Source organism: Pseudomonas sp. PDM02, from assembly GCF_014852285.1.
Taxonomy (GTDB): domain Bacteria; phylum Pseudomonadota; class Gammaproteobacteria; order Pseudomonadales; family Pseudomonadaceae; genus Aquipseudomonas; species Aquipseudomonas migulae.
In genome coordinates this window covers 12,987-36,854 of sequence record NZ_JACVBL010000021.1, presented here as the reverse complement: position 1 = coordinate 36,854, position 23,868 = coordinate 12,987, and the positions used below count along the sequence as shown (strand labels likewise).

Here is a 23,868-nt window from a genome sequence, read left to right as displayed (position 1 = left end):
CCCGTAGGAGCGAAGCTTGCTCGCGAAGGCAGCGTGTCAGTCAACATTGATGTTGAATGTGCTGACGTCTTCGCGGGCGAGCCTCGCTCCTACGGGAGTCGATAAGCCCACGGGGTGGTCTTATTTCGCAGCCCAGGAATTGAAGCGCTGCTCCAGTTGCTCGCCGTTGTCAGCCCAGAAGCTGACGTCGATCTGCACTTGGTTGGCGATGTTTTCCGGGGTGGTCGGCATGTCTTTCAGGACATCCTTGGACAACAGCGGTACGGCTTGGGTGTTGGCCGGGCCGTAGGCGATGTTTTCCGAGTAGGTCTTCTGCTGCTGCGGCGCCACCGAATACGCGATGAATTTCTTCGCCGCTTCAGCACGTGCCTTGTCCAGGCCTTTTGGAATGGCCCATGCGTCGAAGTCGTAGATACCGCCGTTCCACACGACTTTCAGGTTGCTTTCTTTCTGCACGGCAGCGATCCGGCCGTTGTAGGCCGAGCTCATGACCACGTCACCGGAGGCGAGGTATTGCGGCGGTTGTGCGCCGGCTTCCCACCACTGGATGTTTGGTTTCAGCTCATCGAGCTTCTTGAACGCGCGGTCCTGACCGTCTTTGCCGGCCAGCACTTTGTAGACGTCTTTCGGCGCAACGCCGTCGGCCATCAGTGCGAATTCCAGGGTGTACTTGGCGCCTTTACGCAGGCCGCGCTTACCCGGGAATTTCTTGGTGTCCCAGAAATCCACCCAGCTGGTGGGTGCGGAGGCCAGCTTGTCGGCGTTGTAGGCCAACACGGTCGACCACACGAAGAAACCTACGCCGCAAGGCTGGATAGCGCCTTTGACGTAGTCTTCGGTCTTGCCGAACAGCGCCGGGTCGAGTTGCTCGAACATGTCTTCGTCGCAACCGCGGGACAGTTCTGGCGACTCAACTTCCACCAGATCCCAGGACACGCTCTTGGTGTCGACCATGGCTTTGACCTTGGCCATCTCGCCGTTGTACTCGCCCGCCACGATCTTGCCGTTACCCGCCGCTTCCCACGGTGCGTAGAAGGCTTTGACCTGCGCGGCCTTGTTCGCCCCGCCAAAGGACACCACGGTCAGGTCCGGGCCCGCCGCCATCGCGTGTGCCGCACCGATCATGCCCATGACCAGGGCGGTGAATTTCAGGGATCTCAACATTTATTGTTCTCTCCACGTGCAGGGTTGGTTGAAGCAGGGGGCGATCAGTTCGCCTCTAGAAGTGGGTCGAGCGCGCGAACGTGTTCGACCTCCCAGCCAAGCGGTACCACGTCGCCGACAGCAAGCCCGGGATCGAGCTCGGCAATCGGTTGTTTCACGAAGAAGTCGGTCTTGCCGCAGACTTCCAGGCGAACCCGGACGTGGTCGCCCAGATAGATGAATTCCGCCACCCTCCCTGAGAAGCGGTTGACACAGGACTCGCTCGAACCATTGAGGCTCACGCGTTCCGGACGAATTGACAGCGTGACGGGTTCGCCGGTCTTGCCGACATTGACCGCCAGCGCTTCAACCTTTTCACCGCGACCGAGTTCGACGATGCAACGATCGCCGGTCTGGCTGTGCAGGCGGCCGTTGAGACGGTTGTTCTCGCCGATGAAGTTGGCGACGAAGGTGTTTTTCGGTTCTTCGTAGAGGCTGCGTGGAGGGGCGATCTGCTGGATTTCGCCCTGATGGAACACCGCCACGCGGTCGGACATGGTCAGGGCTTCGCCCTGGTCGTGGGTCACGTAGACCACGGTCACGCCGAGGCGCTGGTGCAGATGCTTGATCTCCATCTGCATGTGTTCGCGCAGTTGTTTGTCGAGTGCGCCGAGGGGTTCGTCCATCAGCACCAGTTGCGGTTCGAACACCAATGCACGGGCCAGGGCCACACGCTGTTGCTGACCACCGGACAGTTGCGCCGGATAACGCTGGGCGAAGGTCTCGAGCTGAACCATGCTCAGGACACGTTTGACCCGGTCGCTGACATCGCTCTTGTTCAAGCCGCGCACGGTCAGCGGGAACGCGAGGTTCTCGGCGACGGTCATGTGCGGGAACAATGCATAGTTCTGGAACACCATGCCGATGTCGCGCTTGTGCGGCGGCACGTTGTTGATGGCGCGCCCGGCCAGGAGGATTTCACCGGCGGTCGGGGTTTCGAAACCGGCGAGCATCATCAGGCTGGTGGTCTTGCCGGAACCGGATGGCCCGAGCAACGTGAGGAACTCGCCTTTGCGAATGTCCAGGTTGAGGTCTTTGACGATCAGGTTCTCGCCGTCGTAGCTCTTTTGCACTCCACGAAAGCTGACCAGAATGTCATTGGCCCCTGCGCTTGAATCGACCTGGCTCATACCCACACCTTTGTTATTGATGACTGCTGTGGACTAAGCCTAGTGGACGCTGGGGAGCACGCAAATCGGGGCGCAGGAGAGAATCGCCTCAGCCGGATGGAAGGTTGGGGGTAGGGATTGCCCTACAAGGATGGCGGGGATGGGTATGTCGTTTCGGGATGGGGGCAGGTGGTGAGCTGCGAGCCTTACGGAGCGGCGATAGCGGTTTTAAAGGCATGTCGCAAATGGACATGCCACAACGTTTCGTAGGAGCGAGGCTTGCCCGCGAAGGCGATCTTACTGACGCTAAAAGCTTCGCGGGCAAGCCTCGCTCCTACAGGATCCGTGGTGAATCGTGTTAGAGCAGTTTGTGTTCCATGGCGTACTTCACCAGTTCAGCCAGGGATGTGATGTTGAGTTTCTGCATCAGCCGCGCCTTGTGGGTGCTGATGGTTTTGCTGCTCAGGGCCAGTTGCTGGGCGATGTCGTTGACGTTGGCGCCCTGGGCCAGGCGTTCGAACACCGAGAATTCGCGCTCCGAGAGCAACGAATGCAGCGGCCGCGAATCGGTCAGGCCGACTTCGAAAACCATGCGGTCGGCCAGGTCCGGGTCGATGTATCGACCGCCCGCCGCGACCTTGCGGATCGCCGTCAGCAGCAGCGCCGGGTCGCTGTCCTTGGTCGCGTAACCCGCCGCGCCGACCTTCAACGCCCGGGCAGCCATTTGCGCTTCGTCGTGCATCGACAACACCAGGATCGCCGGTGGATTGTTCAGTGCGCGAATCCGCGGAATCGCTTCCAGGCCATTGACGCCCGGCATCGAGATGTCCAGCAACACCACTTCGCAAGGCACATGACGCAAGGTTTCGAGCAACTGCTCGCCATTACTCGCCTCGCCCACCACCAGCAAGTCCTTGGCCAGGCCGATCAGTTGTTTAATGCCTTCGCGAACGATGGTGTGGTCTTCGGCTACCAGTACACGGATCACGGTCTTTCTCCAGATTCAAGATCATTCGCGAGCAAGCCCGCTCCCACATTTGGATCTGTGGCGTTCACACAATCCGTGTGGGAGCGAGCCGGCTCCGGGCGGCGTTCCGACGAAGGCGTCAGTAAAACCAACACAAATTCTTCAGGCCTCATCCAAAGGTACGCGCACACTCAACGTCGTGCCCTCCCCCGGCTCACTTTCAAGCGACAGCTCCCCGCCCATGATCAACACCCGCTCGCGCATGCCCACAACCCCGAAGGATGTTGGCCGGCCAGTAGCGGCGACAAATCCTACGCCATCATCGCTGACAGTCAGACACAACTCGTCGCCCTCAAGCGTCAATGTCAGTTCAACAGTATGCGCCTGGGCATGCCGCATGACATTGGTCAGCGCTTCCTGAAGGATCCGGAACAAGCCGATCGCCTTGGCATCGCTGAGCACCGGCAAGTTCTCCGGTACTTGCACCAGACACGGAATCTGCGTGCGTGCCTCGAAACGCCGGGCCTGCCATTCGATGGCCGAAGCAATCCCGGCATCGAGAATCGGTGGCCGCAGTGCCGTGGCCACATCGCGCACCAGTTGGAACAACTGAGCGATCAAGCGCTTCATGCTGTTCAAACGTTCATTCAGACCTGGGTCGAGCTGGGCGTAGGCCAGTTCGCACATGGACGTTTCCAGTTTCAGCACGGTCAACATCTGACCCAACTCGTCGTGAACTTCCCTGGCGATGCGCGCCTTTTCCTCTTCTCGCACGCTCTCCAGGTGTGCGGACAATTCACGCAATTGCTCACGGGAGCTGGCCAGTTCCAGCTCGATGCGCTTGCTCTCGCTGATGTCCCAGACGATGCCGTCCCAGACATAGGTGCCGTCATCGAGGCGACGCGTGATGGCCTTGATCTCGGCCCAACGCTGATCGCCCTGGCGCGTGAGAATCCGCCCTTGCCACGACCAGTCACTGTCAGTGTCCAGCGCATGATCCTGCGTCTGGTGGTAACTGGCCTTGTCGTCCGGATGCACCAGGCTGCGCAGGCCTTTGTCGCGGTGGGCCAGGGTCGCCGGCGAGTAACCGACCAGGCTCTCGCTGCCCTCACTGATGTAGGCAAAGTCGATCTGCCCTGTCATCGGTGCCCGCTCCAGGCGAAAGACCAATCCCGGTACGTTGGCAGCGATCCCTTGCAGACGCGCCTCGCTTTCCTGCAACGCGGCCAGCGCACGACGACGCTCGGTGACGTCGTTGAGGTAGACCACCAGGTATTCGCCATCGCGAAAACGCAGGAAGCTCAACGACACATCCGTCGGCAGAATACTGCCATCGGCTCGCAGGCAATTGGTTTCAAAGCTGAGAGGCCCTTCTTCACTGGCGCGGGCGCGTTTCCACAGGTTCAGCCAGCGGTCCATGTGCAGACCCGGTTCAAAGTCGATCAACGGCCGATCGATGATGCCACCCGACGGATAGCCGAGCATGGTTTCCGCGGCGCGGTTGGCGTAGCGCACATGGCTGTCCCAGTTGACCCAGAGAATGCCGACGGTGCTCTGGTCGATAGAAAACTGGGTGAGGCGCAGCGCTTCTTCGCTGGCGGCACGCAAGGCAATGTCTTCCCGTGCTACCAGCAACCGCTGCTCAAGACTGTGTTGCTGCCGACGCTGCCAGACCACGATCGCCATGCAGCTCAGCATCAACACCGCCAACAGCAGGCAGAGGTTCTGCCAGAAACCCGGCGACTCGGTCAGTCGCGGGTATTTGGCTTGCAGCCATTGGTTGTGCAGTTGTTCCAGGTCTTTGGCGGGGATCGCCCGCAGCGCGCTTTCGATGATGCCGGCGAGTTCCGGCCAGTCCCGCCGTGTAGCCACGCGCAGCAGTTGCGGCAGGCCAATATCACCGACCACCACCAACCCGGCAAACTCCGGTTCGACAGACAAACGCCCGAATTGCGCTTCGTCGACCACGGCATAACTGGCCTGCTGACTCAACAACAGTTGCAGTGCCTGACGCTCGATCGGCACACCCTGGAGGTTCAAGTGCGGGTAATTGCTGCGCAGGTAATCGGCGGTGGCGCTGGGCATGCGTACGGCGACGCGGGTCTGGCTATCGAGTTTTTCCAACTCGACCACGCCGGCGCCCTTCTGGTCGCTGACCACCAGTTGCGGCACCCGCATGTATGGATCGGAAAACTGCCACAGGCGCAGGCCGCCGGGGGTTTGCGCCAACCCCGGAGCGATGTCGATTTCACCTTCGCGCGCGGCGGCTTCCAGTTGCGCAAGGTCGGGATAGTTACGCCAGCTCAGCTCGACCTTGAGCGCTTTTGCCAGCCATTTCATCAGCTCGACGTTAACCCCGGACAACCGCTGCAAGCGGCGATCGTATTGCGCATAGGGCACTTGCAACACCAGTCCGACGCGTAATTCATTATGTTGCGCGAGCCATTGCTGTTGGCTCGCAGACAACTGCGCGATGTGCTCCGGTGGCGCAGGCGCCGCCCAGCCCATCAAGGGAAACCACAAACAGCCGATAACCCACAGACAGCAAAAACGCATCATTGAAATCTCACACACTGACAAATACTGACCAACCCATTAGGCTGCCGGAACCACTTCTGGCCTGGAATATCCGATGCCCCCTGTCTACCGCCTGGCACTGCCAGCATTGTGCCTGTCGCTGATCCTGCCTTGCGCCTTTTCCGTCGAGGCCGCAGACCCGGCACCGGCCGCCGCGGAAAAACCCGCAGAAGAAAAACCGGTTGAACGTCAGCCGCTGCTTGAGCGTAGTCAGGAAGAAGCGGCAGCACTTGAGCGAAAAATCCCCGCTCAGGAACAGCAACAACTCCAAGCCGGCAGCGACACGTTTCTGGCCTTGTGGAAACCGGCCAATACCGCTGACCCCAAGGGTGCGGTGATTATCATCCCGGGCGCGGGCGAAACCGTTGACTGGCCGCAGGCAATCGGCCCGTTGCGGCGCCAATTGCCGGACGCCGAGTGGAGCAGCCTGAGTATCACCTTGCCAGACGTGCAAAGCGATGCCATTGCGCCACGTATTGTTGAAGTAACGCCATCGCCCAAAGCACCCGATGCCGGCAGCAAGGACTCGACCACGGCGGCGCCCATCGAGCAGGCGGCGGGCGGTGAAGCGGAGGTGGCCGACAAGGCCATTGCTGAAACCAGCGATGAACAGGTCAAAGCTGACGCCGAACGAATTTTTGCACGCATCGATGCGGCTGTTGCCTACGCCGAACAGCAGAGCGCTCGCAGCATCGTGGTGCTGGGGCATGGCACCGGCGCTTACTGGGCCGCGCGTTATCTAAGCGAGAGGCAGCCCTCGCAAGTCGAGAAGTTCGCGATGGTCGCCGCGCAGACGCCCGTGGCAGCGAAACCTGGCCTGGCTGAGCTGACGCCGACACTAAAACTGCCCACCGCCGACATCTTCTATAAGGACAAGCCGCTGGACCGCAATGCAGCTCTGGAACGCTTGCAGGCCAGCAAGCGCTTGAAGGGTTCGGCGTTCAGTCAGGTATCGCTCAAGGCGTTGCCGGGTGACTCGAAAGCAGAGCAAGAGCAGTTGGTTCGCCGGGTGCGGGGCTGGTTGAATCCTCAGGCTGCGGCGGACTGATAGACCGAGGCGCGCCCTTCGCGGGCAAGTCGGATCGCCGCACCGCTCGCTCCTACAGGACTTCATCGTACCTGTAGGAGCGAGGCTTGCCCGCGAAGGCGTCATCACTGACGACGCATCACTTGAAATCCCGCCGCTGACGAATCAACGTATAGGCGTTATGCAATTCGCGCGTCTTGTCCGTTGCCTCGCGCACCTGCAACGCCGTCGCACCGCTGCCGGCAATTTTGTCCGGATGATGACGACTCAGCAGGCGCCGATAGGCGCGTTTGATCTGCGCTGGTTCGGTGGTGGCAGACACACCCAACAGCGACAACGCTTCCTGATAAGTGATGGCAGTGCCGGCCGACGATTGCTTGTGCGGCTCATAGTCAGACGCCAGCGCCTGCACCTGATACGACGTCCAGCCCAGCCATTTACCCCATTGGCGAATCAGTTCGCGCTCGGCATGCCCGGCACGACCATCGGCCCAGACCATTCGCCAACAGGCGCGCAATACACCTTCCGCCGCATGGGGTTGCTCACTCAAGCGTCGCAGATAACCGCGCAACCGGTCACGGCCCGACTTGCCGCGGTTGAACGCGGCAATTGCCCGACGCTTGGCCGACTCGGACATGTCCAGTGCCTGCATTTCCAGGCGCGCCTGCTGGATATGTCCGTCTACCACTCGCCCATCGCATTTGGCCAGCCGTCCCAGCAATACGAACAGCAGCTCATCGTTGCGCAGCACCGGCCTGCCACCGAGCTTTTCACGCAAATGTCCCCACGAATGCAATTGCAGGTGCCGATCCAGCGCCTGCCCCAATAAAGCGCCGAGCAAGGCCCCCGGAATGCTGGCAATGGCAAAGCCCGCTCCGGCTCCAATCAGAGTCCCTGGCCACAGCATCTCAGCGACTCGCTTCAATCAGAGTTTCAACTTCCGCCAGACGCTCGTGAGTTCCGACATCCACCCACCGTCCGCTCAGCCGCTCACCCGAGACTTGCCCATCGGCCATGGCCGTGCGCAGCAGCGGTGCAAGCTTGAACGCCCCGGCGGTGTGCCCGTCGAACAGCTGCGGATGCAACACTGCAATGCCGCTGTAAGTCAGGGTCGGCGAATCTGCCTGGCCGTCGTGCACTCGCCCGTCGACCAGCGTGAAATCGCCTGCCGGGTGGTGGCTCGGGTTATCCGCCAACACCAGATGCGCCAGGCCGCTGATGGGTTGATGCAAGACGCTGAAGTCATAGTCGGTCCAGATATCACCGTTGACCACCACAAACGCCTCATCACCCAACAATGGCAATGCACGGAAAATCCCGCCACCGGTCTCCAGCGGTTCACCTTCGGGCGAGTACTGGATACTCACGCCATAACGCGAGCCATCGCCCAGATAGTCTTCGATCTGCTGTCCCAGCCAGGCATGGTTGATCACGATTTCGGTAAACCCGGCAGCGGCCAGCGCGCGCAGGTGATACTCGATCAGCGGCACCCCGCCAGCGCGGACCAGCGGTTTTGGCGTGGTCAGGGTCAGCGGGCGCATGCGCTCGCCTTTGCCCGCAGCCAGAATCATTGCCTTCATGCATTCACTCCAGCACGCAGACTCAGCAGCAACACATCCAGTTCCGCCAGTTCAGGACGGCGGGCGATCACTGCTTCTATATAAGCAAAGAAGCGCGGCACGTCGGCGAGGTAACGCGGCTTGCCATCGCGATGGCAGATGCGGGCGAAGATACCGATGACTTTCAGGTGACGCTGCACGCCCATCAGGTCGCTGGCGCGCAGGAAGTCTTCGAAGTCTGGCTGGACGGGAATGCCGAGGGCACCCGCTTGCTGCCAGTAATCTTGCAGCCAACCGTGCACACGCTCCTCGGGCCAGCTCAGGAACGCGTCCTTGAACAGGCAGGTCACGTCATAGGTCACCGGGCCATAGACCGCATCCTGGAAATCCAGCACGCCGGGATTCGGCTCGCTGAGCATCAGGTTGCGCGGCATGTAGTCGCGATGCACCAGGACTTTCGGTTGCGCCAGGGCGCTGTCGATCAGCAGCTGCGACACGTTCTGCCAGAGCATTTGCTGCGCAGCGTCGAACTCGATGCCCAACTCACGCTTCACAAACCACTCGGGGAACAATTCCAGCTCGCGACGCAGCAGCGCCACGTCATAACTCGGCAGCGGAGCAACCATCGGCAACTGCTGAAAAGCCAACAGAGCCTGCAAGGCATCCTTGAACAAATCGTCGGCATTTTCGCTGTCGATAACGTCCAGATAGGTCTTGTTGCCCAGGTCATTGAGCAAAAGAAAACCGCGCTCGAGGTCTTCGGCATAAATTTTCGGCACATTTATTCCGGATTTCGCCAGCAAAAAAGCGATATCCACGAAGGGTTTGCAGTTTTCCTGGGGCGGCGGCGCGTCCATTACGACGAAACTTTTGCCGCCGCCTTCCCAACGGAAATAGCGCCGAAAACTCGCATCACTGCTGGCCGCGGTCAACGTGGCCGGGGGTACGGCGCCCCACCTCTGCTCTGCAAAGAGGGTCGCCAACTGCTCATCGAGCCAAACTTTCAGGTGTTGCAAACGTACATCTTGGTCAGGCATTGCAAGGGTCTCCGACGGCGCTAGCCGTCAAGCGGGTCATGCTTTATTATCCAGCATCTTTTTCAGACCATCGAGAGGCGTGCGGCCCACACCGCGGGCAGATGGCACGCAGGAAGCCCGGACTAATAAGATGGCATTGAAATCCCCCGCGTTTCGTAAAAAATTTCCGTTGTTGGTCACTGGCAGTCTGCTGGCCCTGCAACCTCTAGCCACTTCGTTCGTGGTCGCCGCGGAACAGTATGACTGCTCAGTCTCTGCTTCGGGTGCCTGGAACTGTGCGCCCAAGACGTCGGCGGCTGCATTGCCACCGCGTCCCATCCATGAGGGCAGCGCAGTCTCCGCAACCGGTGAAGCACCTACCGAGAGCGGCGCCAGTGAAGACACCGGCACCAAGCCTGTGCTGGTCACCGAATCCAAAGGCCGCGCCCTCAAGTCCCGTAGCGCAGACTACAGTCACCTCGACTGGGTTCCGCGCGAGAATCTCACTGCAGCGCAATTGGCCGAAACCGGTCCTTACTGCTCTGGTTCCTATATCGAACCAATTCGTCCTGGCATGAATGACAAGACGAATAAAAGTGACGCCCCGACGTTTGTCGGTGCCAAGGCTTCTCGCTACAAGCAGGATGAACAGATCGCTACCCTGGCCGGTGACGTGGTCCTGCGTCAGGGCAGCATGCAGGCCGAAGCCGACGAAGCGAACCTCTACCAGGCCGAGAGCCGTGGCGAGCTGGACGGCAACGTGCGCATTCGCGACAACGGCGCGCTGATCGTCGGCGACCACGCCGAAGTGCAGCTCGACACCGGCGAAGCCAAGGTCGACAACGCCGAATACGTGATGCACAAATCCCGTATCCGCGGTAACGCGCTGTACGCCAAGCGTGCCGAAAACGCGATCATCCGCCTCAAGGATGGTACGTACACCACGTGCGAACCGAACAGCAACGCCTGGCAGCTCAAGGGCAACAACATCACCTTGAACCCGGCGACCGGTTTCGGTACCGCGACCAACGTGACGCTGCGGGTCAAGGACATTCCGGTTCTGTACACGCCGTACATCTACTTCCCGATCGACGACCGTCGTCAGTCCGGCTTCCTGCCGCCAACCATTGGCAGCGGCAGCGACACTGGCTTCCTGTTGGTCACCCCGTACTACTTCAACCTGGCGCCGAACTACGACGCCACGTTGTACCCGCGCTACATGAGCAAGCGCGGCCTGTTGATGGAAGGCGAGTTCCGTTACCTGACCAAGTCCACCGAAGGTCAGTTCGGCGCCGCGTACCTCAACGACGAGAACGACGATCGCAAGCTTCAAACGGATTCCGAAAAAACCCGCTACATGTACAACTGGCAGCACAAGGGCGGTCTCGACTCGCGAGTATTCACGCAGGTCGACTACACCAAGATCAGCGATCCGTATTACTTCCAGGATCTGCAGACCGACCAGCTTGGCGTGAAGTCGTCCGATTACGTGAACCAGCAGGGCTCTGTCAGCTATCGTGGCGACAGCTACGTTGCACGCCTCAATGCCCAGGCCTATCAGCTGGCGACCGTATCGAACATCACACCGTACGACCGCTTGCCACAGCTCACCTTCAACGGTCAGTTGCCAACGCACCCGAACGGTTTGAATTTCGACTACGAAACAGAAATCGTGCGATTCGAGCGCGACCTGAAAACGGGCTCGTTCTCCGATGAAGACGGCAACCTGTCGCCTCGTCTGGACACCAACGTAGCGGGCCTGGCTCGTGCCAACGGTAATCGTCTGAACCTCAAGCCAGGCGTGAGCCTGCCGCTGGACTGGACGTATGGCTTCGTCAAGCCATCGCTCAAATATCAATACACCCAGTACGACCTGGATCTCGATGGCACCGGTAAAAACGACCTCCTGACGAACCGCAATAACGCTTCGGCGCTTGGCGAGTCGTTCAGCAGCTCGCAAAACCGCGGCGTCCCGATCGCCAGCGTCGACAGCGGCCTGTATTTCGATCGCAACACCTCCTGGTTCGGCAAGAACTACCGCCAGACCCTGGAACCACGCCTGTTCTACCTGTATGTCCCTGAAGAAGACCAGAAGGACATTCCGGTTTTCGACACCGGCGAGTACACCTTCAACTATGCGTCGCTGTTCCGCGACAACCGCTTCTCGGGCTCCGACCGCGTCGGCGACGAGAACAAACTGTCGCTGGGCGTGACCAGCCGCTGGATCGAAGAAAACGGCTTTGAACGTCAACGCATCAGCGTCGGCCAGGCCTTGTACTTCAAGGATCGCGAAGTCCAGTTGCCGGGTATCGACGCAAAAACCCGCGCAGATGCGCAGGCCAACGTTTCTCCGTATGCGCTGGAATACGAATACCGCTGGAACCGCGATTGGCGCACGACTGCCGATTACAACTGGGATCCGGACAGCCACAGCCCTCGCTCGGGCAGTGCGATGTTCCACTACCAGCCTGAAGACAACCCGAACAAGGTCATCAACGCCGGCTATCGCTATCGCAATGACCAGGTCCGTTACGACCAGAACACCGGCCAATGGTCGGTGGGCGGTGGTGACTACGGCACGCCGGGCACCCCGGGTTACGTGAAGGACTACTACAAGATCCAGCAGCACGACTTCTCGGTGATCTGGCCGATCGTGCCGCAATGGAACGCCATCAGCCGCTGGCAGTATGACTACAACCAGAACCGTACCCTGGAAGCCTTCGGTGGTTTCGAGTACGACAACTGCTGCTGGAAACTGCGCCTGATCAACCGTTACTGGGTTTCCTATGACGAATTCAGTCAGGAAGTTCCGCAAAACGAAAAAGGCGACCATGGCATCTTCCTCCAAATCGTTCTGAAAGGTCTCGGCGGCGTTGTTGGCCAAAAAGTAGAGAGCTTCCTCGACAAAGGCATCCAAGGTTATCGTGAACGTGAAGACCAAGCTTTCTGATTGTCTGCGCCCGCTGATGCTGGGCGCGCTGTTCCTGGGTACTGCGGCGAATGCCGCGGTACAGTCCATCGATAAAGTGGTGGCCATTGTCGACAACGATGTGGTCATGCAGAGCCAGCTGGACCAACGTGTTCATGAAGTTCAGCAAACCATCGCCAAACGCGGTTCTGCTGCGCCGCCGGCCAGCGTGCTGGATCAGCAGGTGCTTGAGCGCCTGATCGTCGAAAACCTGCAACTGCAGATCGGCGAACGCTCCGGCATTCGCATCACCGATGAAGAGCTGAATCAGGCGGTCGGCACCATTGCCCAGCGCAATAACATGTCGATCGATCAATTCCGCGCGGCCCTGACTCGTGATGGCCTGTCTTATGAAGACGCTCGCGAGCAGATTCGTCGTGAAATGATCATCAGCCGCGTGCGTCAACGCCGTGTGGCTGAGCGCATTCAAGTGTCCGAGCAGGAAGTGAAGAACTTCCTCGCTTCCGACCTTGGCAAAATGCAGCTGTCCGAAGAGTTCCGCTTGGCCAACATCCTGATTCCTACACCGGAAAGTGCTAATTCCGATGCGATTCAGAGTGCTGCCAAACAGGCCGACGCGGTTTACCAGCAGCTCAAGCAAGGCGCTGACTTCGCTCAGTTGGCAATCGCCAAATCCGCCAGCGAAACCGCACTGGAAGGCGGCGACATGGGCTGGCGTAAAGCCGCTCAATTGCCACCTCCGTTCGATCGCATGCTGAGCACCATGTCGGTCGGCGATGTCACCCAGCCGATGCGTACGCCGGGCGGCTTCATCATCCTGAAGATCCTCGACAAGCGTGGCGGCGAGACCCAGACCCGTGACGAAGTACACGTGCGTCATATCCTGGTCAAACCTAGCCCGATCCGCGACGAAGCAAAAACCAAGGCCCTGGCCCAATCGCTCTACACCCGTATCGAATCGGGCGAAGATTTCGGCGAACTGGCGAAAAGCTTCTCGGAAGACCCGGGTTCCGCCCTCAACGGCGGCGACCTGAACTGGATCGACCCGAATGCATTGGTGCCCGAGTTCCGCGAAGTGATGGCCAAGACCCCGCAAGGTCAGCTGTCCAAGCCGTTCCAGACCCAATATGGCTGGCACGTCCTGGAAGTCCTTGGCCGCCGCGCCACGGACAGCACCACCCAGGCCCGTGAGCAGCAAGCAATGACCGTACTGCGTAACCGCAAATACGACGAAGAGCTGCAAACCTGGCTGCGTCAGATCCGTGACGAAGCGTACGTAGAGATCAAACTCCCTGGTGCAGACCAGGCAGCGCAGTGAAACCCCAACGTTTCGCGCTGACACCCGGCGAACCGGCCGGCATAGGTCCTGACCTGTGCCTGCTGGTTGCCTCGCAAGCCCAGCCACATCCCTTGATTGCCATTACCAGCCGCGACCTGCTCCTTGAGCGGGCCGCGCAGCTGGGCGTGGCTGTTGATTTGCTGCCGGTGACCCCGGACAGCTGGCCGGATGTCCCCGCGCCAGCCAACAGCCTGTATGTCTGGGATACACCGCTCAATGCGCCGGTGACTGCCGGTCAACTCGACAAAGCCAATGCCGCTTTCGTACTGGAAACCCTGACCCGCGCTGGTCAGGGCTGCCTGGACGGACACTTCGCCGGCATGATCACCGCACCTGTGCACAAGGGCGTGATCAACGAATCGGGTATCGCCTTTTCCGGGCATACAGAATTTCTCGCCGACCTGACGCAGACCGCGCAAGTGGTGATGATGCTTGCGACCCGCGGATTGCGCGTGGCGCTGGTCACCACTCACCTGCCCCTTCGCGAGATTGCCGATGCAATCACACCGGAGCGTCTGGAGCGGGTCACGCGGATTCTGCATGCCGACCTGCAACAAAAATTCGGCATCGCCCAGCCGCGTATCCTGGTGTGCGGGCTCAATCCCCATGCCGGCGAAGGCGGACACCTGGGCCATGAAGAAATCGACATCATCGAACCTACATTAGAGCGCCTGCGTGGCGAAGGCATGGACCTTCGCGGTCCCCTGCCCGCCGACACTCTGTTTACCCCCAAATATCTGGAGCACTGCGACGCGGTGCTGGCGATGTACCACGACCAGGGCTTGCCTGTGCTGAAATACAAAGGCTTCGGCGCAGCAGTCAACGTGACCCTCGGCTTGCCGATCATCCGCACGTCGGTCGACCACGGCACCGCCCTGGACCTGGCCGGCAGCGGCAAAATCGACACCGGCAGCCTGCAAGTCGCCCTGGAAACCGCCTACCAGATGGCCGAGACCCGTTTATGACCGAGCATTACCAACACAAGGCGCGCAAACGCTTTGGCCAGAACTTCCTGCACGATGCCGGCGTTATCGACCGCATCCTGCGCTCCATCCATGCCAAGCCCGAAGACCGCCTGCTGGAAATCGGTCCGGGCCAGGGCGCGCTGACCCAGGGCCTGCTGAACAGCGGTGCCCAGCTGGACGTAGTAGAGCTGGATAAAGACCTGATCCCGATCCTCAACCAGCAGTTCGCCGGCAAGAGCAATTTCAACCTGCACCAGGGCGATGCGCTGAAGTTCGACTTCAACAGCCTGAACGCTGCGCCGAACAGCCTGCGCGTGGTGGGCAACCTGCCTTACAACATCTCCACGCCGCTGATTTTCCACCTGCTGCACAACGCAGGCATCATTCGCGACATGCACTTCATGCTGCAGAAAGAAGTGGTCGAGCGTCTGGCGGCAGGCCCTGGCGGCGGTGACTGGGGGCGTCTGTCGATCATGGTCCAGTACCATTGTCGTGTAGAGCACTTGTTCAACGTTGGCCCCGGCGCATTCAACCCGCCGCCGAAAGTCGATTCTGCCATCGTGCGCCTGGTGCCTCACGCCGTACTGCCGCACCCGGCCAAGGATCACCGCTTGCTGGAGCGCGTCGTGCGCGAAGCCTTCAACCAGCGCCGCAAGACCCTGCGCAACACCCTCAAGTTGCTGCTGAGCAACGACGAAATCGCCGCCGCCGGTGTCGACGGCAGCCTGCGTCCGGAGCAGCTCGATCTGGCCGCCTTCGTACGCCTGGCCGACAAGCTCAGCGAACAAGTCCTACAGAAACCCGCCGCCGACTGACAGGCAACAAGCGTTATCGGGTAGGACACCAGCCCTCATGTCTGGTTTACTACCCGATACTTGGCCTAGACTGAGTTCCATCAGCTACGCCCCGCGTCCCGCTTCGTTTTTAAGGCCTCTTGAATGTCCGATCCTCGTTATCAGGTCGACGTCAGCGTCGTCACCCGCTATCTGGCAGAACAATCGCAACCCGAGCAAAACCGCTTTGCCTTCGCTTACACCATCACCGTGCACAACAATGGTGAATTACCAGCCAAGCTGTTGTCGCGGCACTGGGTGATCACCGATGGTGACGGGCATGTCGAGGAGGTTCGCGGTGCCGGCGTGGTTGGCCAACAGCCGTTGATCGACGCAGGCGAGAGCCACACCTATAGCAGCGGCACGGTCATGACCTCAAAGGTCGGCACCATGCAAGGGACTTATCAGATGCTCGCTGACGACGGCAAACACTTCGACGCCATCATCGCTCCATTCCGCCTGGCGGTGCCCGGAGCCCTGCACTGATGGCAACGTATGCCGTTGGCGACCTGCAAGGTTGCCTCGAACCGTTGAAATGCCTGCTCAAGCAAGTCGCCTTCGACCCTGCCCGGGACAAACTGTGGCTGGTGGGCGATCTGGTCAACCGTGGCCCGCAGTCGCTGGAAACCTTGCGCTTCCTCTATAGCATTCGCGAATCACTGGTGTGCGTGCTCGGCAACCACGATCTTCATCTGCTGGCCGCCGGGCATAACATCGAACGCCTGAAGAAAGCCGACACCCTGCGCGAGATTCTCGAAGCTCCGGATCGTGTGGAACTGCTGGAATGGGTGCGCCAGCAAAAGCTCATGCACTACGACGAGCAGCGCAACATCGCCTTGGTCCACGCCGGCATCCCCCCGCAATGGTCGCTGCGCAAAGCCCTGAAGTGCGCCGCCGAAGTCGAAGAAGCCCTGCGCGACGACAATCGTTTCGCGCCTTACCTCGACGGCATGTACGGCAACGAACCGCTGAAATGGGACAGCGATCTCAAAGGCGTAACCCGCCTGCGCGTGATCACCAACTATTTCACCCGCATGCGTTTCTGCACCAGCGAAGGCAAACTCGACCTCAAGGGCAAGGAAGGCGTCGACACCGCACCGCCGGGTTATGCGCCTTGGTTCAAGTACAAGGAGCGCAAGACCAGGGACGTGAAGATCATCTTCGGCCACTGGGCAGCGCTCGAAGGCCAGTGCAACGAGCCGGGCATCTTCGCCCTCGACACCGGTTGCGTCTGGGGCGGTTCGATGACCCTGATGAACGTCGACACCCTTGAGCGCCTGCAGTGCAAATGCGACGAGCATGGCCACACCTTCCTGCCGTCAGTCGCCTCCCCTATTTCCGAACAAACGCCAGCCAGCGCCCGGCGCTAGACTGCGCTTTCAGCCGAGCCACAGGAGCCCGCCATGAGCGAATTCAAACGTATCCCCCCAGAACAGGCCCAGGCCCTGCGCGAACAAGGCGCAGTGGTGGTCGATGTTCGAGACCCGGCAACATTTGCCGCGCTGCACATCAGCGGCTCGAAGCATCTGGACAACCATTCCCTGCATGCTTTCATTCAGGGCGCAGACCTGGACGCACCGACGGTGGTGGTCTGCTATCACGGCAATTCCAGCCAGGGCGCAGCGGCCTACCTGATCAGCCAGGGCTTCTCCGATGTCTACAGCATGGACGGCGGTTTTGAGCTGTGGCGTACGACATATCCTTCGGAAACTGCGCAAGGCACTTCCGAATAATTTTTTTGTAACGTGCAAGCCCCGGCTGCCGCGGGCTCGCGCGGTGGCAGACGAACGGTCTGCCACAACTAATTACGTATCTCGCCTTTACCTCCCGAATAAGCAACTATCCTTAAGCGCAGGCCATCCAAAACAGGGGAGAGCCGGTACACCGGCGCGCGGGTCATCGGGAGTAGCTTTCGGGGCGGTACGCTTTGAAAGGGTTCTGGGGGGTAAACAGCGACTGCATATCCGGTCGCTGCCAGCATCGACTGACTGATCCGGCGTCGGCTCCACGTATCGAGCGAGGTGACGTCATGAGTATCTTTAGCCACTTCCAACAACGCTTCGAGTCCACACGCCAGGAAGAACTCTCACTGCAAGAGTACCTGGAGCTGTGCAAAAAGGACCGCAGCGCCTATGTTTCCGCCGCCGAGCGTCTGTTGCTGGCCATCGGAGAACCGGAGCTGCTCGACACCTCGACCAACTCGAGGCTTTCGCGAATCTTTTCCAACAAGGTGATCCGCCGCTATCCGGCCTTTGAAGACTTCCACGGGATGGAAGAATGCATCGACCAGATCGTCTCGTATTTCCGCCATGCCGCTCAGGGTCTGGAAGAGAAAAAACAAATCCTCTATCTGCTCGGCCCCGTCGGCGGCGGTAAATCGTCCCTCGCCGAGAAGCTGAAACAGCTTATCGAGAAGGTGCCTTTCTACGCGATCAAAGGCTCGCCGGTTTTCGAATCTCCTTTGGGTCTGTTCAACGCCACCGAAGATGGCGCGATCCTCGAAGAAGACTTCGGCATTCCGCGGCGCTATCTCAACACCATCATGTCGCCATGGGCCACCAAGCGTCTGGCCGAATTCGGCGGTGACATCAGCCAGTTCCGCGTAGTGAAGCTCTATCCGTCGATCCTCAACCAAATCGCCGTGGCCAAAACCGAGCCGGGAGACGAAAACAACCAGGACATCTCGGCACTGGTGGGCAAGGTCGATATCCGCAAACTGGAAGAATTCCCGCAAAACGACGCCGACGCCTACAGCTACTCGGGCGCACTGTGCCGGGCCAACCAGGGCCTGATGGAATTCGTCGAAATGTTCAAGGCACCGATCAAGGTGCTGCACCCATTGCTGACCGCCACCCAGGAAGGCAACTACAACAGCACCGAAGGTCTGGGGGCGATTCCGTTTACCGGGATCCTGCTGGCTCACTCCAACGAATCGGAATGGCACACCTTCCGCAACAACAAGAACAACGAAGCCTTCATCGACCGGATCTACATCGTCAAAGTGCCATACTGCCTGCGGGTCAGCGACGAAGTGAAGATCTACGACAAGCTCTTGTTCAACAGCTCCCTGGCCAAGGCGCACTGCGCACCGGACACGCTGAAGATGCTCGCCCAGTTCACCGTACTCTCGCGCCTCAAGGAGCCGGAAAACTCGAATATCTACTCCAAGATGCGGGTCTACGACGGTGAAAACCTCAAGGACACCGATCCAAAGGCCAAGTCGATCCAGGAATACCGCGACAATGCCGGTGTCGACGAAGGCATGAACGGTCTGTCGACCCGTTTCGCGTTCAAGATTCTGTCGAAGGTCTTCAACTTCGATCCGCACGAAATCGCCGCCAACCCGGTGCATTTGCTCTACGTGCTGGAACAACAGATCGAACAGGAACAATTCCAGGCTGAAACCCGCGAACGCTACCTGCGCTTCCTCAAGGAGTACCTGGCGCCGCGTTACATCGAGTTCATCGGCAAGGAAATCCAGACCGCCTACCTCGAGTCGTACAGCGAGTACGGCCAGAATATCTTCGATCGTTACGTGCTGTACGCCGACTTCTGGATCCAGGACCAGGAATACCGCGACCCGGAAACCGGCGAGATCCTCAATCGCGTGGCGCTGAACGAAGAACTGGAGAAAATCGAAAAACCGGCCGGCATCAGCAATCCGAAGGATTTCCGCAACGAAATCGTCAACTTCGTGCTGCGCGCCCGTGCCAACAACAACGGCAAGAACCCGACCTGGCTCAGCTACGAAAAACTGCGGGTGGTCATCGAGAAGAAAATGTTCTCCAACACCGAGGACCTCCTGCCCGTCATCAGCTTCAACGCCAAGGCGAGCAAAGAGGACCAGCAGAAACACAACGACTTCGTCACACGGATGGTCGAGCGGGGCTACACCGACAAACAGGTACGACTGCTGTCCGAGTGGTACCTGCGGGTCAGAAAATCACAATAACCCGCTGCCGGTCAGACCGGTTGTCGTCAGCCAGAGGCCTGTGTACGCATTTTCTGTTACACAGGCCTCTGGAAGGTGTTCGAAAGTCGGTAGCGAGTTCAGGCAGCATCCAAAGCGCTTGGGGGAGCGTTGAATATCCCTTGGCCTTCGGTCCGATGCTGCATCACCGCTCGCCCCTTTCAGGACAGCTTCTAAGGAGCAGTCATGAGCTATGTGATCGACCGACGTCTCAATGGCAAGAACAAGAGCACGGTGAACCGTCAGCGGTTTCTGCGGCGTTACCGTGATCACATCAAAAAGGCTGTCGAAGAGGCGGTCAGCCGGCGCTCCATCACCGACATGGAACACGGCGAACAGATCAGCATTCCCGGCCGCGACATCGACGAGCCGGTGCTTCACCACGGTCGCGGGGGCAAACAGACCGTCGTGCACCCCGGCAACAAAGAGTTCACCAGTGGCGAGCACATCGCCCGTCCGCCCGGAGGTGGCGGCGGCAGAGGGCCCGGCAAGGCTGGCAACTCGGGCGAAGGCATGGACGAGTTCGTCTTCCAGATCACCCAGGAAGAGTTCCTCGAGTTCATGTTCGAGGACCTGGAACTGCCCAATCTGGTCAAGCGCAACCTGACCGGCACCGATACCTTCAAAACCGTTCGTGCAGGCATCAGCAACGAAGGCAACCCGTCGCGGATCAACATCATCCGCACCTTGCGCTCGGCCCACGCCCGACGAATCGCCCTGTCCGGCAGCAGCCGGGCGAAACTGCGCGAAGCCAAAGAGGAATTGCTGCGACTCAGGCAGGAAGAACCGGACAACTTCGGCGATATTCAGGAAATCGAGGCGGAAATAGAAAAACTCAGTGCGCGCATTCATCGCATACCGTTCCTCGACACCTTCGACCTCAAGTACAACCTGCTGGTCAAGCAACCCAACCCCAGTTCGAAGGCGGTGATGTTCTGCCTGATGGACGTGTCCGGCTCCATGACCCAGGCGACCAAGGACATCGCCAAGCGTTTCTTTATCCTGCTGTACCTGTTCCTCAAGCGTAACTACGACAAGATTGACGTGGTTTTCATCCGCCACCACACCAGTGCCCGGGAAGTGGATGAGGAAGAATTCTTCTATTCCCGCGAAACCGGCGGCACCATCGTTTCCAGCGCGTTGAAACTGATGCAGGAGATCATGGCCGAACGCTATCCGAGCAACGAGTGGAACATCTACGCCGCCCAGGCTTCTGACGGCGATAACTGGAATGACGACTCGCCGATCTGCCGCGACATTCTGATCAACCAGATCATGCCGTTCGTGCAGTACTACACTTACGTTGAGATCACCCCGCGCGAACATCAGGCCCTGTGGTTCGAGTACGAGCGCATTGCCGAAGCCTTTTCTGACACCTTTGCCCAGCAACAACTGGTCTCGGCCGGGGATATCTATCCGGTCTTCCGTGAACTCTTCCAGCGCAGGTTAGTGACATGACCGCCAAAGAGCAGAAGCGCCAACCCATTTCCACCGGCTCCGAATGGACGTTCGAGCTGATCCAGGCCTACGACCGCGAAATCAGTCGTATCGCGGCTCGTTATGCGCTCGACACCTACCCTAACCAGATCGAAGTGATCACGGCCGAGCAGATGATGGATGCGTATGCCTCCGTCGGTATGCCGCTGGGTTATCACCATTGGTCGTACGGCAAACACTTCCTCAGCACCGAAAAATCCTACACTCGCGGGCAGATGGGGCTGGCGTACGAAATCGTGATCAACTCGGACCCCTGCATCGCCTACCTGATGGAAGAAAACACCATCTGCATGCAGGCGCTGGTGGTGGCTCACGCCTGCTACGGGCACAACAGCTTCTTCAAAGGCAACTACCTGTTTCGCACCTGGACCGACGCCAGCTCGATCATCGATTACCTGGTGTTCGCCAAGCAGTACATCATGCAGTGCGAAGAGCGCCACGGCATCGACGCGGTCGAGGACCTGCTGGACTCCTGCCATGCGCTGATGAACTACGGGGTTGACCGCTACAAACGCCCTTACCCGATTTCCGCCGAGGAAGAACGTCGTCGGCAAAAGGACCGGGAGGAGCATTTGCAGAAACAGATCAACGATCTGTGGCGCACCATTCCGAAAGGCGCGGACAAGTACAGCGACCGGGACAACGCACGCTTCCCCGCCGAACCGCAGGAAAACATCCTGTACTTCATCGAAAAACACGCGCCGCTGCTGGAGCCTTGGCAGCGGGAGATCGTGCGGATCGTGCGTAAGATCGCCCAGTATTTTTACCCGCAACGCCAGACTCAGGTGATGAACGAAGGCTGGGCCACGTTCTGGCATTACACCCTGATGAACGACCTGTACGACGAAGGCCTGGTCACCGACGGCTTCATGATGGAGTTCCTGACGTCCCACACCAGCGTGGTCTTCCAGCCGGGCTTCGACAGCCCGTACTACAACGGAATAAACCCCTACACCCTGGGCTTTGCCATGTACCGTGATATCCGGCGCATGTGTGAAACCCCCACCGAGGAAGATTATCGCTGGTTCCCGGAAATCGCCGGCACCGACTGGCTATCCACCATCAAGTTCGCCATGAGCAGCTTCAAGGATGAAAGCTTCATCCTGCAGTACCTGTCGCCGAAGGTGATCCGCGACCTGAAATTGTTCAGCATTCTCGATGATGATCAGAAGGACGACCTGCTGGTACCGGCCATCCACGACGAAGATGGCTACCGCACCATCCGGGAAACCCTGGCCGCGCAGTACAACCTGGGCAATCGCGAACCCAACATCCAGATCTACAGCATCGACCGCCGCGGAGACCGCTCCCTGACCCTGCGTCACCAGCAACACGACCGCAAACCGCTGGGCGAGTCCACCGAGGAAGTGCTTAAACACTTGCACCGCCTCTGGGGCTTCGACATTCACCTGGAAACCCTGCAAGGGGATCAGGTGATGAAAACCCACCACGTACCGCCCAGAAGCGAGCACAGCGAAGGCGAATACGGCCGGCTGGACCTGGCTGTCATTCATCTTTGATCCTGTTCGTGCCTCCGCAAGCTCGACGCAACGGTTATTCTGTCGGGCTAACGGAGGTTTTTTATGCGGATTTATAAAGTCGGCGGTGCGGTACGCGATCGCCTGCTGGGCAAACCTGTCACCGATATCGACTGGGTCGTGGTCGGCGCCACCACCGAAGAAATGCTCGCCAAGGGCTATCGCCCGGTGGGCGCGGACTTCCCGGTGTTTCTTCATCCAAAAAGTGGTGAGGAATATGCCCTCGCCCGGACTGAACGCAAAAGCGGACGCGGTTACGGCGGCTTTACCTTTCACGCCAGCCCTGAAGTCACCCTCGAAGAAGACCTGATTCGTCGCGACCTGACGATCAACGCCATGGCTGAAGACGATCAACAGAATTTGACCGACCCGTACCATGGCCAACGCGATCTCGAAGCTCGCGTTCTGCGTCACGTTTCCCCCGCATTCGCCGAAGACCCGCTCCGTGTTCTGCGAGTTGCGCGCTTTGCCGCTCGTTATGCGGAATTGGGCTTCACCGTCGCACCGGAAACGCTGGAGCTGATGCGCCAACTCAGCGAGTCGGGCGAACTGGAGGCATTGACCGCCGAACGCAGCTGGAAAGAAATTTCTCGCGCACTGCTGGAAGATCAACCGCAAGTGTTTATCGAAGTGCTGCGCGAGTGCGGCGCTCTCAAGGTGCTGATGCCAGAAGTCGATGCCCTGTTCGGCGTACCGCAACCGGAAGCTCATCACCCGGAAATCGACACGGGCGTGCACACCTTGAGCGTGCTTGAGCAATCAGCGCTGCACAAACAACCACTGACTGTGCGCTGGGCTTGCCTGCTGCATGACCTGGGCAAAGGACTGACGCCGAAAGAAGATTGGCCGCGGCACATCGCCCACGAACACACCGGCCTGAAGCTGATCAAAGCGGTCAATGAACGCTTCAAGGCACCGAAGGACTGCCAGGAACTGGCTTTGCTGGTGGGGCAATATCACACCCATGGCCATCGCGCCCTGGAGCTAAAGCCCTCGACGCTGCTGGAGCTGCTGCAAAGTTTTGACGTCTATCGTCGTCCGCAGCGGTTTGAAGAGTTTATTGCGGCGTGTGAAATGGACGCGCGCGGGCGCAAAGGACTGGAGCAGAGAAGTTATCCACAGGCGGATTATTTGCGCGGGGCGGCGAACGCTGCTCGCAGCGTGGCGGTACAACCGTTGCTGGAGAAGGGATTCAAGGGGCCTGAATTGGGAGAGGCGATCAAGCGTGAGCGGCTCAAGGCCTTGAAAGCCTACAAAGACGGGGCGTCTGCCTGAAAAGCATCGCGAGCAGGCTCGCTCCCACAGGTTTAGCGCAACCCTTGTGGGAGCGAGCCTGCTC

General features: G+C 59.6%; 19 protein-coding genes. 12 read left to right on the top strand and 7 right to left on the bottom strand.

Features of this window, described 5'->3' with window-relative positions; all coding sequences use genetic code 11:
* Positions 1-120 precede the first annotated feature (120 nt).
* The 4 genes from IB245_RS27620 to IB245_RS27605 all read right to left on the bottom strand — a co-directional run bounded on the left by IB245_RS27620 (position 121) and on the right by IB245_RS27605 (position 5,838).
* Positions 121-1,164, bottom strand: a complete 1,044-nt coding sequence (locus IB245_RS27620; RefSeq protein ID WP_008035977.1) for an ABC transporter substrate-binding protein — start codon at positions 1,162-1,164, stop codon at positions 121-123.
* 44 nt (positions 1,165-1,208) lie between these two features.
* Positions 1,209-2,333, bottom strand: coding sequence for an ABC transporter ATP-binding protein (locus IB245_RS27615; RefSeq protein WP_008027079.1), 1,125 nt, complete (start codon positions 2,331-2,333; stop codon positions 1,209-1,211).
* 337 nt (positions 2,334-2,670) lie between these two features.
* Positions 2,671-3,300 carry a response regulator transcription factor gene (locus IB245_RS27610; RefSeq protein WP_003210977.1) on the bottom strand — a complete coding sequence of 210 codons (630 nt, stop codon included), beginning with the start codon at positions 3,298-3,300 and terminating at the stop codon, positions 2,671-2,673.
* A 141-nt stretch (positions 3,301-3,441) separates the two neighbouring features.
* Positions 3,442-5,838 carry a PAS domain S-box protein gene (locus IB245_RS27605; protein WP_192229285.1) on the bottom strand — a complete coding sequence of 799 codons (2,397 nt, stop codon included), beginning with the start codon at positions 5,836-5,838 and terminating at the stop codon, positions 3,442-3,444.
* Positions 5,839-5,911: 73 nt separating this feature from the next.
* Here IB245_RS27605 and IB245_RS27600 point away from each other — a divergent pair, with 73 nt between their 5' ends.
* On the top strand, positions 5,912-6,904 hold the full coding sequence (locus IB245_RS27600) for an alpha/beta hydrolase family protein (protein ID WP_192229284.1): 993 nt from the start codon (positions 5,912-5,914) through the stop codon (positions 6,902-6,904).
* Positions 6,905-7,022: 118 nt separating this feature from the next.
* Here IB245_RS27600 and IB245_RS27595 read toward each other — a convergent pair whose 3' ends face one another.
* The 3 genes from IB245_RS27595 to IB245_RS27585 are packed head-to-tail and all read right to left on the bottom strand — an operon-like array spanning position 7,023 to position 9,479.
* The gene (locus tag IB245_RS27595) at positions 7,023-7,790 is read right to left on the bottom strand and encodes a TerB family tellurite resistance protein (protein ID WP_008035968.1); all 768 of its coding nucleotides are present in this window, start codon (positions 7,788-7,790) and stop codon (positions 7,023-7,025) included.
* A 1-nt stretch (position 7,791) separates the two neighbouring features.
* Entirely contained in the window at positions 7,792-8,463 is a 672-nt protein-coding gene (gene murU / locus IB245_RS27590; protein WP_192229283.1) for an N-acetylmuramate alpha-1-phosphate uridylyltransferase MurU, read from the bottom strand.
* Positions 8,460-9,479: an aminoglycoside phosphotransferase family protein gene (locus IB245_RS27585; protein WP_192229282.1), complete on the bottom strand. Its 1,020-nt coding sequence runs from the start codon at positions 9,477-9,479 to the stop codon at positions 8,460-8,462. The genes murU and IB245_RS27585 overlap by 4 nt, the downstream gene beginning before the upstream one ends.
* A gap of 130 nt (positions 9,480-9,609) precedes the next feature.
* Here IB245_RS27585 and IB245_RS27580 point away from each other — a divergent pair, with 130 nt between their 5' ends.
* The 11 genes from IB245_RS27580 (at position 9,610) to IB245_RS27530 (ending at position 23,804) form a co-directional block, all read left to right on the top strand.
* A complete protein-coding gene (locus IB245_RS27580; protein WP_192229281.1) occupies positions 9,610-12,408 on the top strand; it encodes an LPS-assembly protein LptD in 2,799 nt (932 codons plus the stop codon).
* Entirely contained in the window at positions 12,389-13,705 is a 1,317-nt protein-coding gene (gene surA, locus IB245_RS27575; protein ID WP_192229280.1) for a peptidylprolyl isomerase SurA, read from the top strand. Before IB245_RS27580 ends, surA begins: the two co-directional genes overlap by 20 nt.
* The gene (pdxA, locus tag IB245_RS27570; RefSeq protein ID WP_192229279.1) at positions 13,702-14,691 is read left to right on the top strand and encodes a 4-hydroxythreonine-4-phosphate dehydrogenase PdxA; all 990 of its coding nucleotides are present in this window, start codon (positions 13,702-13,704) and stop codon (positions 14,689-14,691) included. The genes surA and pdxA overlap by 4 nt, the downstream gene beginning before the upstream one ends.
* Positions 14,688-15,506: a 16S rRNA (adenine(1518)-N(6)/adenine(1519)-N(6))-dimethyltransferase RsmA gene (rsmA, locus tag IB245_RS27565; RefSeq protein WP_192229278.1), complete on the top strand. Its 819-nt coding sequence runs from the start codon at positions 14,688-14,690 to the stop codon at positions 15,504-15,506. Before pdxA ends, rsmA begins: the two co-directional genes overlap by 4 nt.
* A gap of 123 nt (positions 15,507-15,629) precedes the next feature.
* Complete coding sequence (gene apaG / locus IB245_RS27560) at positions 15,630-16,010, top strand: Co2+/Mg2+ efflux protein ApaG (RefSeq protein ID WP_192229277.1); 381 nt, start codon at positions 15,630-15,632, stop codon at positions 16,008-16,010.
* A complete protein-coding gene (locus tag IB245_RS27555; RefSeq protein ID WP_192229276.1) occupies positions 16,010-16,894 on the top strand; it encodes a symmetrical bis(5'-nucleosyl)-tetraphosphatase in 885 nt (294 codons plus the stop codon). The genes apaG and IB245_RS27555 overlap by 1 nt, the downstream gene beginning before the upstream one ends.
* A gap of 33 nt (positions 16,895-16,927) precedes the next feature.
* A complete protein-coding gene (gene glpE, locus IB245_RS27550; protein WP_008027054.1) occupies positions 16,928-17,257 on the top strand; it encodes a thiosulfate sulfurtransferase GlpE in 330 nt (109 codons plus the stop codon).
* A 296-nt stretch (positions 17,258-17,553) separates the two neighbouring features.
* Positions 17,554-19,476, top strand: coding sequence for a PrkA family serine protein kinase (locus IB245_RS27545; RefSeq protein ID WP_008027052.1), 1,923 nt, complete (start codon positions 17,554-17,556; stop codon positions 19,474-19,476).
* Positions 19,477-19,680: 204 nt separating this feature from the next.
* Positions 19,681-20,952 (top strand): YeaH/YhbH family protein, encoded by a 1,272-nt coding sequence (locus tag IB245_RS27540; protein WP_008035961.1) that lies wholly within the window; start codon positions 19,681-19,683, stop codon positions 20,950-20,952.
* Positions 20,949-22,511 (top strand): SpoVR family protein, encoded by a 1,563-nt coding sequence (locus IB245_RS27535; protein ID WP_008027050.1) that lies wholly within the window; start codon positions 20,949-20,951, stop codon positions 22,509-22,511. Before IB245_RS27540 ends, IB245_RS27535 begins: the two co-directional genes overlap by 4 nt.
* 63 nt (positions 22,512-22,574) lie before the next feature.
* Positions 22,575-23,804 carry a multifunctional CCA addition/repair protein gene (locus tag IB245_RS27530; protein ID WP_008035953.1) on the top strand — a complete coding sequence of 410 codons (1,230 nt, stop codon included), beginning with the start codon at positions 22,575-22,577 and terminating at the stop codon, positions 23,802-23,804.
* The last annotated feature ends 64 nt before the right edge of the window (positions 23,805-23,868 follow it).